Genomic DNA, 15,236 nt, shown 5'->3' with positions numbered 1-15,236 from the left:
GACCTACCTAGGGAGTGCAGCCATGGCTGTGTCGCAGGCTATTCCGATCACGCGCCATCCGTTCGCCAACGGGTCCTACAAGCAAATGCTGATCGACGGGAAGTGGGTGGATGCCGCTTCCGGCAAGCGCTTCGAGACCCATAATCCCGCCACTGGCGAACTGCTCGCAACCGTCGCCGAGGGCGACAAGGAAGACATTGATCGTGCGGTCGCGGCTGCCCGCCGTGCCTTCGAAGGTCCTTGGAGCAAGGTCAAGCCGTTTGAGCGCCAGAACCTGCTGCTCAAGCTCGCCGACCTCGTCGAGAAGAATTTCGACGAATTGTCGCAGCTCGACACCCTCGACATGGGTGCGCCGCTCAGCCGCACGCGCGCCTATCGCCTCCGTGCCGTCGGCATGTTGCGCTATTACGCCGGCCAAACCACCGCGATCCACGGTGAGACCATCGAGAACTCGCTGCCCGGCGAAATCTTCTCCTACACGCTGAAGGAACCCGTTGGCGTCGTCGGTGCCATCATTCCCTGGAACGGCCCACTCACCGCGACGCTCTGGAAGATTGGTCCGGCGATCGCGACCGGCTGCACCGTGGTGCTCAAGCCAGCCGAAGAGGCGCCGCTGACCTCGCTGCGCATCGCGGAGCTCGCAATGGAAGCGGGCATTCCGCCTGGCGTCGTCAACGTGGTGCCCGGCTATGGTGAGACCGCGGGCGCGGCGCTCGCTTCGCATCATGACGTCGACAAGGTCGCGTTCACCGGCTCGCATGTCACAGGTCAGTCGATCATCCGGGCCTCGGCCGGCAACCTCAAGCGCGTCTCGCTCGAGCTCGGCGGCAAGTCGCCGGACATCGTGTTTGCGGATGCCGATCTCGACGCGGCCGTGCCGGGTGCGGCGATGGCGGTGTTCGCCAATTCGGGGCAGATCTGCAGCGCCGGCACTCGGCTGTTCGTCGAGCAATCGATCTACGATGAGTTCGTCGGCCGCGTCGCCGAGTTCGGCAAGAAGCTGCAGGTCGGCAACGGTCTCGATCCGAACACCCAGGTCGGCCCGCTGGTCTCCGAGCAGCAGCTCGAGCGCGTTACCGGCTATCTCGACATCGGCCAGAAGGAAGGCGCGCGAGCGCTCGCCGGCGGCGGCCGCGTCACGGAGGGCGTGCTGTCGAAGGGTTTCTTCGTCTCGCCGACCGTGTTTGCGGGTGTCCAGGACAACATGCGCATCGCGCAGGAGGAGATTTTTGGTCCCGTCATCTCCGCGATCGCGTTCAAGGACATGGACGAGCTGGTCAAGCGTGCCAACAACACCACGTTCGGCCTCGGCTCGGGCCTGTGGACGCGTGACGTCACCAAGGCGCATGCGGTCGCGAAATCGCTGCGTGCCGGCTCGGTGTGGGTGAATTGCTACCAGGCGATGGACCCGGCCGTGCCCTTTGGCGGCTATAAGATGAGCGGCTATGGCCGCGAGTCCGGCAAGCAGCATGTCGAGGAATATCTCAACGTGAAGGCCGTCTGGATCAAGACGGCGTAAGGCCTGTTTTCTCTCGCGTTCCGCGCGAGGGAATATCTGGTTTCATAGGGGCGGCGCCTTTTCCGGTGGCCGCCCCTCGCTATATGATCCGCATCCTTTCAAAGACATCCCGGGGGCCCCCATGAAATTCGAGGCGTTGTTCAAACCGTTGCAGGTCGGTCCGTACAAGCTCGCGCATCGCGTCGCGATGGCGCCGCTGACGCGCATGCGCGCCGAGCGCGAGAGCTTTTCGCCGCGGCCCCTCAACGCCGAATATTACGGCCAGCGCGCGACACCGGGTGGCCTGATCATCGCTGAAGCTTCGCCGGTGCTCTCACACGGCCGCGGCAACCCGGCAACGCCCGGCATTTATTCGGAGGCGCAGATCGCCGGCTGGCGCAAGGTGGTCGACGCCGTGCACGCCAAGGGCGGCATCATCTTCCTCCAGCTCTGGCATGTCGGCCGCGTCTCGCATTCGTCCTATCATGGCGGTCAGCTGCCGGTCTCGGCCTCGGCGATCGCCATCAAGGCCGAAGGCATGAAGGCGATGACGGCCGATGGCAAGCTGGCCGATTACGAGACGCCGCGCGCGTTGGAGACGGACGAGGTCAAGGGCGTGGTCGAGGCGTTTCGGCAGGGCGCGAAGAACGCGCTCGCCGCCGGTTTCGACGGCGTCGAAATCCACGGCGCCAACGGCTATCTGCTCGAGCAATTCTTGCAGTCGCGCAGCAACCAGCGCACCGATCAATATGGTGGCTCGATCGAGAACCGAACTCGCCTGCTGCTCGAAGTGACTCGGGCGGCAATCGACGTGTGGGGCGCCAACCGCGTCGGCGTCCGCCTGTCGCCTCACGGCATCGCCAATGATTCCGCCGAGCCCGATCCGATGCCGCTCTATACGCACGTGGTGAAGGCGCTCGACAAGCTCGGCCTTGCCTATCTGCATTTCATCGAGCCGCGCTCCAGCGGTGCGGGCCGCGCCGACGTCCACTGGGAGAACGTGCCCTCTGCGATGGTGCTGTTCCGTCCGCACTACAGCGGCGTGCTGATGACCGCGGGTGGTTTCACCGGTGAGACCGCGAACGCGGCGATTGCCGATGGCCACGCCGACATCATCGCCTTCGGCCGCATCTTCATCTCCAACCCCGATCTGCCGCGGCGCCTGGAGCACGACTACCCGATCACGCAGTATAGCCGCGCGACGTTCTATGGCGGCGAGGAGAAGGGATATACGGATTATCCTGCGTACGATGAGCTGACGCCTGCCTGACCTCTCCCGTCATTCCGGGGCGATGCGCTGCATCGAACCCGGAATCCATTTAACGTCCTGGCTTGCCGCCCAATGAATTCCGAGCTCGCGACTTCGTCGCGCCCCGGAATGACGATCGTGTATTGTCGTCTTCGCAAAGACGACGGAGAGACTTCCATGGCCAAAGCCGCAGTCGCCGCAGGAACCGCCGCCGGCCAATGCCTCTGCGGCAAGGTTACCTTCGAGATCGACGTTCCCGCACGCTGGGCCTGGCACGACCACTCCGCCGCCAGCCGCCGTGCCCATGGCGCGGCCTACGCCACCTATGTCGGAAGCTGGACGAAGCGCTTTCGGATCACCTCCGGCAAGGCTGCGCTGACCCGCTACGAGGACAAGGCGACCAAGACCGTGCGCAGCTTCTGCTCGCATTGCGGCACGCCGATCGCCTATGAGCGCCCGCGCGGCCCGCACATGGTCAACATCCCCCGCGCGCTGTTCAAAGAGCGCACCGGCCGCCAGCCGCTCTATCACATCGCGATCGAGGAGCTGCAGGAATGGGCCTATACCGGCGAGCCGCTGGTGCCGTTGAAAGGCTTTCCGGGCGTGGTCTGGCAGCGCTCGAAAAAGAAGAAGCGCGCTAGCGGCGAGGATCCGTTCGAATTGGGGCGCGAGGAGATGTAGTGTGAGCTGCACACTCTGCTCTCGTGCCCCGGACGCAGTGCGGCGCGCAGTGCCGCACTGCTGAGCCGGGGCCCATACGTCTTCTAGCTCGGTGCGAATCTGGGTCCCGGCTCTGCGCCGCAACGTTGCACGTTGCGCCGCGTCCGGGACACGAGACTGTCCCGCGCAACGCAGCCATGACCGCGCTTCCTTGCGCGCCCCCCAAAACTTCGGCCATCATGCCTCCGTCCTTGCGGCAACGTCCGCTCCTGGAGGAAGCATGAAGAACAAGATCACCGGCCGCTCCGCCTTTCTCGCGCTACTCAAGGACGAGGGCATCACGCACCTGTTCGGCAATCCCGGCACCACCGAGCTGCCGATCATGCATGCGCTGAAGGACCATCCTGATCTCACCTATGTGATGGCGATGCAGGAGAGCCTGGTGGTGGCGATCGCTGACGGCTACAGCCGCGCCTCCGGCAAGCTCGTAGCTTGCAACGTCCATGTCGCGCCCGGCCTCGGCAACGCGATGGGCTCGCTCTATAATGCCCAGTTCACGGGCACACCGATGATTTTGACTGCGGGCCAGCAGGAGCAGGGCCACGGCCTGATGGAGCCGGTGCTCTATGGCCCGCTGGTGCGCATGGCCGAGCCGCTGGTGAAATGGGCGGTCGAGGTGACGCGGCTGGAAGACCTGCCGCGCATCGTGCGCCGTGCCGCCAAGGTCGCGATGACGCCGCCGACCGGGCCAGTGTTCATCTCGCTGCCGGGCGACATCCTCAACAGTGAGGCCGGCATTGATCTCGGTCGCTCCACCCGGATCGACGCGCGCACGAGACCTTCCGATGAGGCGCTGAGGGCGTTCGCCGCGCGGCTGCTGAAGGCCGAGCGCCCTGTCATCGTCACCATGGACGAGGTGGTCAAGAGTGACGCGCTGAAGGAGGCTGCCGAACTCGCCGAACTGCTCGGCGCTGCCGCGTACCAATCCTCGGCGCCCTATGGCTCGCACTTCCTCTCGGAGAGCCCGAGCTTCGTCGGCACGCTGGCGCGCGTGCAGAAGGTCGTGCGCGACACGCTCGCGCCGTACGACCTGCTGGTCGCGCTTGGTGGCGATCCCTTGCGGATGTCTGTCTATAGCGAGGTGGATGCGCTGCCTGATGGCCTCGGCATCGTGCAGGTCGGTCTCGTCGATTGGGAGATCGCCAAGAACTACGGGGCCGAAATCGCGCTGAAGGCGGATGTGAAGGAAACGCTGCGCGCGCTGATCCCGGTGCTGAAAGAGATGGGGGGCGCCGCATTGGCGAGCCGCGCCAGGCAGCGCCTCGCCGAGCTTGCGCCGAAGAACTGGACTGCGCGGCGCACCGCGTTGGTCGAGCAGATCAGCAAGAGCGCCGGCCGTACGCCGATCGATCCGGATTTCCTGGTGCTGCAAATGGTCGAGGCCATGCCCGAGCATGCAATCCTCGTCGACGAAGGGCTCACCTCCAGCCGCCAGATCACGGCGCTGCGTCCGCACCGCGATCGCTATGGCTATCACGGCCTTGCCTCCGGCGGCATTGGCTGGGGCCTGCCGGCCTCGGTCGGCGCCAGCATCGCCAATCCGGATCGCCCCGTCGTGTGTTTCTCAGGCGACGGCAGTGCGATGTATTCGATCCAGTCGCTGTGGACGGCCGCGCATCACAAGCTGCCGCTCAACGTCGTCATCGCCAACAATGGCGGCTATCGCATCATCAAGCAGCGCCTGCTCGCCTTCCACGGCGACGACAATTATGTCGGCATGGACTTTGTCGATCCACCCGTGGATTTCGCCGGTGTGGCGAAGGCGCTCGGCTGCGAGGCGATCAAGATCAGCGATCCCCGCGAGCTGAAGGCAACGCTGGCGTCGGCGTTCAACCGGCCGGGGACCAAGCTGATCGAGGTGATGGTGGACGGGAGGGTGTAGTCCCGCTGTCGTCCCGGCGAAGGCCGGGACCCATACCGCGTGATTTATCGATCGCTGGTGCTACCAGTCCCGAACGACCAGTCTTCGCCAAACCACGCCCTGTGGTTATGGGTCCCGGCCTTCGCCGGGACGACACTGAGGGTGTGGCGGCTCGCTCTACCCCTTCTTCCCCACCCGATACCCCGTCGCCGGATGCGGCGCGTCGAGCCTCGCGCGCCCATTGCCGAACAGCTTCTCCCGCAGCGTGCCCTTCGCATATTCCGGCTTGTACCGACCGCGCTTCGTGAGTTCCGGCACCAGCATGTCGGCGATGTCCTCGAAATCGCCGGGCGAGATCGCAAAGGCAACGTTGAGGCCATCGACGTCGGTCTTGTCGAACCAATCTTCGATCTTGTCAGCGACGCTTTCGGGCGTGCCCACTACAACGGGTCCCGCGCCGCCGATGCCGACATGTTCGATGACGTCGCGCACGGTCCAGACGCGGTTGGGGTCGCCGCGGGTGACGTTGTCCAGTGCGCTGCGACCGGCGTCGTTCTGGACGTGACGGACCTGCTGATCGAGTTCGTAGCCGGAGAAGTCGATGCCGGTCCAACCGGACATCAGGGCGAGGGCGCCTTCTGGATTGATATGTGACCGGTAGTCGGCATATTTCGCCGCCGCCTCGGCTTCCGTGTTGCCGAGGATGATCGTCATCATGTTGAACATCAGGATCTCGGCGGGGTTGCGGCCGAGTGCGGCTGCCTCCTGGCGGATCGCGGAGACGCGCGGCGCAATGATCTTGGCCGAAGGCCCCGACATGAACACGCATTCGGCATGTTTCGCGGCGAACTGCCGGCCACGCGGCGAAGTGCCGGCCTGGTACAGCACGGGCGTGCGCTGCGGCGACGGCTCGCTGAGGTGAATGGTGTTGTTGATGCGGTAATTCGCGCTCTCATGATTGACGCGATGAACTTTTGTCGGATCGGTGAAGATGCCGCGCTTGCGGTCGCGCAGCACGGCGTCGTCCTCCCAGCTTCCTTCCCAGAGCTTGTAGACCACCTCCATGTATTCGTCGGCGATGTCGTAGCGGTCATCGTGCCCGGTCTGCTTCTCCTTGCCGGCGCCGCGCGCGGCGCTGTCGAGATAGCCGGTGACGACGTTCCAGCCGATCCGCCCCTCGGTGAGATGATCCAGCGTCGACATCCGCCGCGCGAATGGGTAGGGCGGCTCGAAGGAGAGGTTACTGGTGACGCCGAAGCCCAGGTTCTTGGTGACTGCGGCCATTGCCGAGAGCAGCAGCAACGGTTCGTTCGACGGCGTCTGCGCCGCATTGCGCAAGGCTGCGTCAGGGCTGTTGCCATAGACGTCGTAGACCCCGAGCACGTCGGCCAGGAACAGCCCGTCGAAACGGCCGCGTTCCAGCGTCTTGGCGAGATCAATCCAGTAGGGCAGGCGGTTATACTCGGCGGTGCGGTCGCGCGGATGGGTCCATAGCCCCGGTGATTGGTGCGCGACGCAATTCATCGCAAATGCATTGAGCCTGATCTGCTTGGCCATGCTGGTCCCCCGGCGCCCTGTACTGAGCGCTCTTCGAATGATAGATGTGCGCCCCAATCTGGCGACGTTCTTGCATATGGTTGGGCCTTGGCAAGGCTAAAATCGGCGGCACTCCCGCGCTTGGCAAGCCAATCTCAAGAGAGCAAGAACGAATTCCCAAGAACTACCAGGTCCCCGCCACTTTCGAAGGCTTGCCCGTGTCGGGTAAGGTCCTTCCTCCCAAAGCTTCGAAAACCAAGCCATGAAAAGAGCCGACACAAGAGCCGACGCCATCGCCCGCGCCCGGGACGACTTCAAATCCGGTGCGTTCCTCGCTGAACTCGACCGCCGGGTCGGCTTCAAGACCGAAAGCCAGAATCCGTCGCGCGGCCCTGAGCTGCGCGCCTATCTGGAACAGGAGATGATGCCCTCCTTCGCCGCGCTCGATTTCACCAGCCGCCTGGTCGAATCCCCGAGCGGCAAGGCGCCGTTCCTGTTTGCGGAGCATCACGAGAGCGCTTCGCTGCCGACCGTGCTGGTCTACGGCCATGGCGACGTCGTCGACGGCATGGAGGGCGAGTGGCGCGATGGCCGCGATCCCTGGCGCACCACCACGGCGGGCATTCGCCTCTACGGTCGCGGCACCGCCGACAACAAGGGCCAGCACAGCATCAACATGGCGGCGCTGCGCGCGGTGCGCGAGGCCCGCGGCGGCAAGCTCGGCTTCAATGCAAAATTCATCGTCGAGATGGGCGAGGAGATCGGGTCGCCTGATCTCGGCAAGGTCTGCGACCTCAACCGCGACGCGCTCAAGGCCGATCTGTTCATGGCCTCCGACGGGCCGCGGCTATCAGCGGATCGGCCAACGCTGTTCCTCGGCTGCCGCGGCGGTATCCGCATCCATCTCGATGTGAACTTGCGCGACGGCGGCCATCATTCCGGCAATTGGGGCGGCGTGCTCGCCAACCCCGCGACCATCCTGGTCAATGCGATTTCGACGCTGGTCGACGGCCATGGCCGGCTTCAGCTCGACGCGTTGAAGCCTCCGCGGCTCACCAACCAGATCCGCAGCTATCTGGCCGATGTGCAGGTGGTCCCGACCGAGGATGAGCCGGCGCTCGCGGACAATTGGGGCGAGGACGGTCTGTCCGCGGCCGAGCGGCTCTATGCCTGGAACACGCTGGAAGTTCTGGCGATGTCGTCAGGCAATATCGCGAAGCCGGCGAACGCCATTCCCGGCCACGCCAATGCCGTGCTGCAACTGCGGTTCGTGGTCGGCACCAAGGTCGATGGCCTGATCGACGCCGTCCGCGCCCATCTGGTCGCAAGGGGCTTTCCGATGGTCGAGGTGCGGGCGGCCCAGAGCTTTGCCGCCTCGCGCACCGATTTCGACAGCCCGTGGATCAAATGGGCGGCGGATTCAGTCCAAAACACCACCGGCAAGGCGCCGGCGGTGCTGCCGAACTTCGGCGGCTCGCTGCCGAACGACGTGTTTTCCGAAATTCTGGGCCTGCCGACGATCTGGGTCCCACACTCCTATCCCGGCTGCTCCCAGCATGCGCCCAATGAGCACATCCTGCTGCCATTGACCGAAGAGGCCTTGACGGTGATGGCCGGGCTGTTCTGGGATCTCGGGGAATTAACGCGGCCGTTAACCTGAGCCGGCATCCAGCCGAAAGTCACATTCTAATCCGGGCCGAGATGTGCTTGCATCCGGCCGCATCATCCTGAAAGGGGAGAAAAAGTGAAACATTTCCGCCACATCGGCCTTGCGCTCGCCGCGACCTTTGTCGTCAGCCAGGCCGGCGCCGAAGAGCTGACCGGCACGCTGAAGAACATCAAGGACACCGGCGCGATCACGCTGGGATTCCGCGATTCCTCGATCCCGTTCTCCTATCTGGACGACAACCAGAAGCCCGTCGGGTTCGCGATGGACATCTGCTACAAGATCGTCGACGCCGTGAAGAAGGAGCTCAAGCTCGACAAGCTCGAGGTGAAGCTCAATCCGGTGACCTCGGCGACTCGTATCCCGCTGATGGCGAACGGCACCATCGACCTCGAATGCGGCTCGACCACCAACAATGCCGAGCGCCAGAAGCAGGTCGCCTTCACCAACACCCACTTCCTGACCGCCAGCCGCTACGTGTTCAAGAAGTCGAGCGGGCTGAAGTCGATCGATGACCTCAAGGGCAAGACGGTGGTCTCGACCGCCGGCACCACCAACATCAAGCAGCTGACCGAGGCCAACGTCGAGAAGAAGCTCGGCGCCAACATCATCCCGGCCAAGGACCATGCCGAAGCCTTCCTGATGGTCGAGACCGACCGTGCGGTCGCCTTCGTGATGGATGATATCCTGCTCGCGAGCCTCGTGGCCGGCTCGAAGTCGCCGGACGACTACGTCATCTCCAAGGATGCGTTCTCCAAGCCTGAGCCCTATGGCATCATGCTGCGCAAGGACGACGCGCCGTTCAAGAAGGTGGTCGATGCGGCAACTGCTGCCCTCTACACCTCCGGCGAAGCCCAGAAGATCTACGACAAGTGGTTCACCCAGAAGATCCCACCGAAGGGCCTGAACCTCAACACGCCGATCTCGCCCGAGCTGAAGAACGAGTTCGCCAAGCCCTCGGACTCGCCGAATCCGGACGACTACAAGTAAGATGCTGTTCGCCTCTCCCCGCGTGCGGGGAGAGGCCGGAATTCAAGCGCAGCCTGAATTCCAGGTGAGGGGGACTCTCCACGAGTCCAGCTATCACCTCCCTCGCGGAGAGCCCCCCTCGCCCTAACCCTCTCCCCGCAAGCGGGGAGAGGGAAGACATTCCGGCCATTCTGGAGGGAAGTGGCCGGACATTTGCATAAGCGGCGGGACATCTCTGACTGGCGCGTTCGCGCGGGGGACACGTGAACTACCATTGGAACTGGGGAATCTTCTTCCAGCCGAACCCGATGGGGACCGGTACCTATCTCGACATGCTGCTGTCGGGACTGGTGCTGACCCTCGAAACCGGGGTGCTGGCCTGGATCATCGCGCTGATCACCGGCTCGGTCGTCGGCGTGATGCGCACGCTGCCGTCGAAGGGCGCCAACTGGTTCGGCTTTTGCTACGTCGAATTCTTCCGGAACATGCCGCTGCTGGTGCAGCTGTTCCTGTGGTTCTTCGTGCTGCCGGAGTTGCTGCCGAAGTCTGCCGGCCTGTGGCTGAAGCAACTGCCGAACGCGCCGTTCTGGACGGCGGCGATCGGCATCGGCTTCTTCATGTCGGCTCGCGTCGCGGTGCAATTGCAGGCCGGCATCGGCTCGCTGCCGCGCGGGCAGAAGATGGCCGCGACCGCGCTCGGGCTGACCACGGTGCAGGGCTATCGCTACGTGCTGCTGCCGATGGCGTTCCGCATCATCCTGCCGCCGCTGACCTCCGAGTTCCTCAACACCATCAAGAACACCGCGGTCGCCATCACCATCGGCCTCTTGGAGCTAACCGGAGAGGCACGCTCGATGCAGGAATTCTCGTTCCAGGTGTTCGAGGCCTTTACCGCCGCGACCCTTCTCTACCTCCTCGTCAACGCCGTCGTCGTGACCGCGATGCGCTTCCTCGAGCGCTACGTTGCGATCCCCGGCTACATCACGGGGAAATAGCGCCATGTTCAGCAATTTCGATTTCGGCGTTATCATCCGCGCGCTGCCCTATCTGTTCTACGAGGGCATGAGCTTCACGGTGATGCTGACGGCGCTGTCCGCGCTGGGCGGCCTCGTCTTCGGCACGGCGATCGCGCTGATGCGGCTCTCCGGCCTCAAGACGCTCGGACGCATCGCCGCCCTCTATGTCGACTTCATGCGCTCGCTGCCGCTGGTGCTGGTGATCTTCTGGTTCTACTTCCTGGTGCCCTATATCGGACAGTGGCTCACCGGTGCCTCGCGGCCGATCAGCGTCGGCGCGTTCGCGTCCTCGCTCATCACCTTCATCATGTTCGAGGCCGCGTACTTCTCCGAGATCATGCGCGCCGGCATCCAGTCGATCTCGCGAGGACAGCCGGCCGCCGCCAACGCACTCGGCCTGACCTACGCGCAGACCATGCGCTACGTCGTGCTGCCGCAGGCCTTCCGCAACATGTTGCCGGTGCTGATCACGCAGACCATCGTGCTGTTCCAGGACACCTCGCTGGTCTACGTGCTTTCGATTACGGACTTCCTCGGTGCGGCCAGCAAGGTCGCACAGCGCGACGGCCGTTTGGTCGAGATGTACCTGTTTGCCGCCGTCGTCTACTTCACCATTTCCTGTATCGCGTCCTTCGGCGTCCGCCGCCTCCAGGCGCGCATCGCCATCCTTCGCTAGGGCCTGTCATGATCGAAATCAGCCACGTCGATAAATGGTACAGCCCGACCTTCCAGGTGCTGACCGATTGCACCACCAGCGTCGCCAAGGGCGAGGTGGTGGTGGTGTGCGGTCCGTCCGGTTCGGGAAAATCGACGCTTATCAAATGCGTCAATGCGCTGGAGCCTTTCCAGAAGGGCGACATCAGCATCGATGGCATCAAGGTCAATGACCCCAAGACCAATTTGCCGAAACTGCGCTCGCGCGTCGGCATGGTGTTCCAGCACTTCGAGCTGTTCCCGCATCTCAAGATCATCGATAATCTCTGCCTCGCCCAGCAGAAGGTGCTCGGACGATCGCACGACAAGGCTGCTACAAAGGGTATGCAACTCCTGGAGCGCGTCGGCCTGACGGAGCATGCGCAGAAATTTCCGGCGCAGCTCTCCGGCGGTCAGCAGCAGCGCGTGGCCATTGCGCGGGCGCTCGCCATGGACCCCATCGCCATGCTGTTCGACGAGCCGACCTCGGCGCTCGATCCGGAGATGATCAGCGAGGTGCTCGACGTCATGGTCGATCTTGCCCGCGAAGGCATGACCATGATGGTCGTGACCCACGAAATGGGTTTTGCCCGCAAGGTCGCCAATCGCGTGATCTTCATGGACCGCGGCGAGATCGTCGAGGACGCGCCGAAGGACGATTTCTTCGGCAAGCCCCGCAGCGACCGCGCGCAGAAGTTCTTGTCGAAGATCTTGTCGCACTAACTCGATCGTCATTCCGGGACGCGCCTCTTGGCGCGGGCCCGGAATCCATCGGGCGGCAGTACGCGAGGTGAAATGGATTCCGGGCTCATTCGCTGCGCGAATGCCCCGGAATGACGAAACGAGGGGTGGTCGGCACTTCCAATTGGCGTATAAGCTCGCCAAATCCCCCTTCCCGCCAGGAGACCCGCCTTGGATTCGACCGCCTACGTCAACGGCTCATTCGTCCCGCTCTCGGATGCTAAAATCTCGGTGCTCGATCGCGGCTTTCTGTTCGCCGACGGCATCTATGAAGTTTCGGCCGTGCTCGACGGCAAGCTGGTCGACAACGCCTCGCATCTGGCGCGGCTGGAGCGCTCGGTCGGGGAGATCAGCTTGAGGCTGCCGGAGACGGTCGAGCGCATCACCGAAATCCAGAAAGAGCTGATCGTCCGCAACAAGGTCGTGAACGGCCTGGTCTATCTCCAGGTCACGCGCGGCGCCGACAAGGGCCGCGACTTCGCCTTCCCCAAGGGCGACGTCAAGTCGAGCCTGGTGATGTTCACCTCCGAGAAGGACATCATCAACGCAGCTTCCGCCAAGACCGGGATCAACGTGATCACGGTGCCCGACATCCGCTGGGAGCGGCGTGACATCAAGAGCGTGGCGCTGCTGGCGCAGGTGCTGGCGAAGCAGGCCGCGGCCGAAGCCGGCGCCGGCGAGGCCTGGATGCTGGAGGACGGCTACGTCACCGAGGGCGGCTCGTCGTCGGCGTTCATCCTCACCAAGGACGACGTCATCGTCACCCGCAAGAACTCCAACGCGATCCTGCCGGGCTGCACCCGCAAGGCCGTTGTCGCGCTCGCCGAAGAGCGCCAGCTCCGCGTCGAGGAGCGTTCCTTCACTGTGGAAGAGGCGTTGGCTGCGAAGGAAGCCTTTGCGACCTCGGCCTCGCTGTTCATCCAGCCGGTGGTGGCGATCGACGGCAAGAAGGTGGGCGACGGCAAGCCCGGGCCGCTTGCCGCGCGTCTGCGCGAGATTTACGTGGAGTTCGCCAAGGCCACCGCGGTCTAGGCCGCGCACGCAGCTATCGTAGGGTGGGCAAAGGCGCGCTTGCGCCGTGCCCACGTCTTCTCTCGCGTTCTTGAAAGACGCGGTGGGCATGCTTTGGCTTTGCCCACCCTACGAGACTTGCGCGTGAGGGGCCCGCCCTGCTCAGGCCACCGACGCCTTCACCTTCACCGGATGAACCGCACGGAACGCGATCGCGAGCCTGTTCCAGGCATTGATGGCGCCGATCAGCATGGTCAGGTTCACCGTCTCAGCGTCGGAGAATTGCGAGCGGATCACGGCATAGACATCGTCTGGTGCATGCGTCTCGGAGATCTGCGTCACCGACTCGGTCCAGGCCAGCGCGGCACGTTCGCGGTCGGTGTAGAGCGGGGATTCGCGCCAGGCGTTGAGCAGATAGATGCGTTGCTCGGTCTCGCCGCGCTTGCGGGCGTCCTCGGTGTGCATGTTGATGCAGAAGGCGCAGCCGTTGATCTGCGAGGCCCGGATCTTGACGAGCTCGATCAGCGATTTCTCGAGTCCCGTCGACTGGATCTGCTCTTCCAGCGCCATCAGCGCCTTCATCGTGTCGGGGGCGGCCTGGTAGAAATTCATGCGGGGCTTCATGGTCGTTCTCCTTGCTTGAAGTTGAGGTCAGTGGGCTTCGCCGGCCGAGACATGGCCGGGCTTCTTCAGGAAGAGGACGGCGATCAGGGCGACGATCAGCGCCATGCCGAGCAGATAGAAGGTGTCGCTGAAGGCGAAGATATAAGCCTGCTTCTGCACGATATGACCGATCGCGACATAGGCGCGATGCGACGCATCCGCACGGTCGAGCACACCGTGATTGATGAAGTATTGCGTGAGCTGCTCCAGCCGCGTGCGGGTGGCCTGTTCGAACACCGAGACCGATTGCATCAGCACGTTGGAGTGATACTGCTCGCGCTTGGTCAGCACGGTCTGGAGCAGCGCGATGCCGACGGCGCCGCCGAGGTTGCGCATCATGTTGAACAGGCCGGAGGCCGAGCCCGCATTCTCCGGCTCGATGCCGGCCGTCGCAACCGCGGACAGTGGCGCCATCACCAGCGCCTGGCCGATGGCGCGAACGACGTTGGGCCACAACAGCTGGTCGGCGGCGTAGTCGTTGGTCATGAAGATGTTCATGAAGTTCGAACCTGCAAACAGCACGAAGCCAACGCCGATGATGATCCGGGCATCGAACTTCTGCATCAGCCGCGGCACCAGCGGGATCAGCACGAGCTGCGGCAAGCCGGTCCAGGCCAGCACCGTGCCGATCTGCTCGGCATTGTAACCCTGGATGCGCGACAGATATTGCGGCAGGATGAACACCGAACCGTAGAGCGCGACGCCGAGCAGGAAGTTGGCGAGCATGCCGAAGCCGAAATTGCGGCGGACCAGCAGGCGCAGGTTCAACAGCGGCTTTGTCACCGTGAGCTCGATGATCAGGAAGGCGGTCAGCGCGACGGCCGCGATCACGCTGAGCTTGACGATGAAGGGCGAGCCGAACCAGTCGTCCTTGTTGCCTTCTTCCAGCACGGTCTGCAGCGCGGAGAGGCCGATCGCCATGGTGATGATGCCGGCCCAATCGCCCTCCCGCAGAAGCGACAGCTTCATCGGCCTGGCGTCGAGCGCATACCAGAGCATGCCGACCATGATCGCGCCGGGCGCAAGGTTGACATAGAAAATGTACTGCCAACCAAAGTTCTCGGTGAGATAGCCGCCGATGGTCGGGCCGATCGCCGGCGCAAACGTCGCCGACAGCGCGAACAGCGCGAGGCCGACCGGCTGCTTGGCACGCGGCAGCAACGTGATGATGAGCGTGAAGGCCATCGGGATCAGCACGCCGCCGGTAAAGCCTTGCACCGCGCGCAGTACGATCATCTGCGGCAGGTCCTGTGCCAGCGCGCAGGCCGCCGACAGCAGCAGGAACAGGACCGCATTGGTGAGCAGATAGATCCGGATCGAGAACACCTGCGCCAGCCACCCGGACAGCGGGATCACCACGATCTCGGCGATCAGATAGGAAGTCGAGATCCAGCCGCCGTCGTCGATGCCGGCGCCGATCGCGCCCTGGATGTCGGCGAGCGAGGCGTTGACGATCTGGATGTTCAGCACCGCCATGAAGGCGCCGAGCGTGGCGCCGATCACCGCGATCCACGTTTTGGCTGATACAGCCGGTGTAGCGGGAGCAGCTAGCGGAGCGGGGAGATTGGCGGCGGAAGCGGCGTTGAGGGTCGGTTGAAGCGTGCTCATGGAAG

The 15,236-nt window shown here is 63.9% G+C and carries 13 protein-coding genes; 10 read left to right on the top strand and 3 right to left on the bottom strand.

Translation table 11 applies throughout. The annotated features are described in order from the left end of the window. Window positions 1–22 precede the first annotated feature (22 nt). From YUA_RS0109615 to YUA_RS0109600, 4 genes are all read left to right on the top strand, one after another. A complete protein-coding gene (locus tag YUA_RS0109615; protein ID WP_027530495.1) occupies window positions 23–1,519 on the top strand; it encodes an aldehyde dehydrogenase family protein in 1,497 nt (498 codons plus the stop codon). A 121-nt stretch (window positions 1,520–1,640) separates the two neighbouring features. Then, window positions 1,641–2,768, top strand: a complete 1,128-nt coding sequence (locus tag YUA_RS0109610) for an alkene reductase (RefSeq protein WP_027530494.1) — start codon at window positions 1,641–1,643, stop codon at window positions 2,766–2,768. A 156-nt stretch (window positions 2,769–2,924) separates the two neighbouring features. Then, window positions 2,925–3,428 carry a GFA family protein gene (locus YUA_RS0109605; RefSeq protein ID WP_027530493.1) on the top strand — a complete coding sequence of 168 codons (504 nt, stop codon included), beginning with the start codon at window positions 2,925–2,927 and terminating at the stop codon, window positions 3,426–3,428. A 259-nt stretch (window positions 3,429–3,687) separates the two neighbouring features. After that, window positions 3,688–5,349, top strand: a complete 1,662-nt coding sequence (locus YUA_RS0109600; RefSeq protein WP_027530492.1) for a thiamine pyrophosphate-binding protein — start codon at window positions 3,688–3,690, stop codon at window positions 5,347–5,349. A 156-nt stretch (window positions 5,350–5,505) separates the two neighbouring features. Here YUA_RS0109600 and YUA_RS0109595 read toward each other — a convergent pair whose 3' ends face one another. Next, a complete protein-coding gene (locus YUA_RS0109595) occupies window positions 5,506–6,885 on the bottom strand; it encodes an LLM class flavin-dependent oxidoreductase (protein WP_027530491.1) in 1,380 nt (459 codons plus the stop codon). 241 nt (window positions 6,886–7,126) lie between these two features. Here YUA_RS0109595 and YUA_RS0109590 point away from each other — a divergent pair, with 241 nt between their 5' ends. The 6 genes from YUA_RS0109590 to YUA_RS0109565 all read left to right on the top strand — a co-directional run bounded on the left by YUA_RS0109590 (window position 7,127) and on the right by YUA_RS0109565 (window position 12,981). Next, the gene (locus YUA_RS0109590; protein ID WP_027530490.1) at window positions 7,127–8,524 is read left to right on the top strand and encodes a M20 family metallopeptidase; all 1,398 of its coding nucleotides are present in this window, start codon (window positions 7,127–7,129) and stop codon (window positions 8,522–8,524) included. Between the two features lie 84 nt (window positions 8,525–8,608). After that, on the top strand, window positions 8,609–9,520 hold the full coding sequence (locus tag YUA_RS0109585; protein WP_027530489.1) for an amino acid ABC transporter substrate-binding protein: 912 nt from the start codon (window positions 8,609–8,611) through the stop codon (window positions 9,518–9,520). A gap of 242 nt (window positions 9,521–9,762) precedes the next feature. Continuing rightward, window positions 9,763–10,494: an amino acid ABC transporter permease gene (locus YUA_RS0109580; RefSeq protein ID WP_027530488.1), complete on the top strand. Its 732-nt coding sequence runs from the start codon at window positions 9,763–9,765 to the stop codon at window positions 10,492–10,494. Between the two features lie 4 nt (window positions 10,495–10,498). After that, window positions 10,499–11,191, top strand: coding sequence for an amino acid ABC transporter permease (locus YUA_RS0109575; RefSeq protein ID WP_027530487.1), 693 nt, complete (start codon window positions 10,499–10,501; stop codon window positions 11,189–11,191). Between the two features lie 8 nt (window positions 11,192–11,199). Next, entirely contained in the window at window positions 11,200–11,931 is a 732-nt protein-coding gene (locus YUA_RS0109570) for an amino acid ABC transporter ATP-binding protein (protein ID WP_027530486.1), read from the top strand. Window positions 11,932–12,120: 189 nt separating this feature from the next. After that, window positions 12,121–12,981 (top strand): D-amino-acid transaminase, encoded by an 861-nt coding sequence (locus tag YUA_RS0109565; RefSeq protein ID WP_027530485.1) that lies wholly within the window; start codon window positions 12,121–12,123, stop codon window positions 12,979–12,981. 141 nt (window positions 12,982–13,122) lie between these two features. Here YUA_RS0109565 and YUA_RS0109560 read toward each other — a convergent pair whose 3' ends face one another. Beyond that, window positions 13,123–13,584 carry a carboxymuconolactone decarboxylase family protein gene (locus YUA_RS0109560; protein ID WP_027530484.1) on the bottom strand — a complete coding sequence of 154 codons (462 nt, stop codon included), beginning with the start codon at window positions 13,582–13,584 and terminating at the stop codon, window positions 13,123–13,125. A gap of 27 nt (window positions 13,585–13,611) precedes the next feature. Further along, window positions 13,612–15,231, bottom strand: a complete 1,620-nt coding sequence (locus tag YUA_RS0109555) for an MDR family MFS transporter (protein ID WP_027530483.1) — start codon at window positions 15,229–15,231, stop codon at window positions 13,612–13,614. Window positions 15,232–15,236: the final 5 nt, after the last annotated feature.

Origin of the sequence: Bradyrhizobium sp. WSM3983 (assembly GCF_000473045.1) — a bacterium.
Classification (GTDB): Bacteria; Pseudomonadota; Alphaproteobacteria; order Rhizobiales; family Xanthobacteraceae; genus Bradyrhizobium.
The sequence above is the reverse complement of the archived record's forward strand: the minus strand, read 5'-3'. Positions and strand labels throughout refer to the sequence as shown.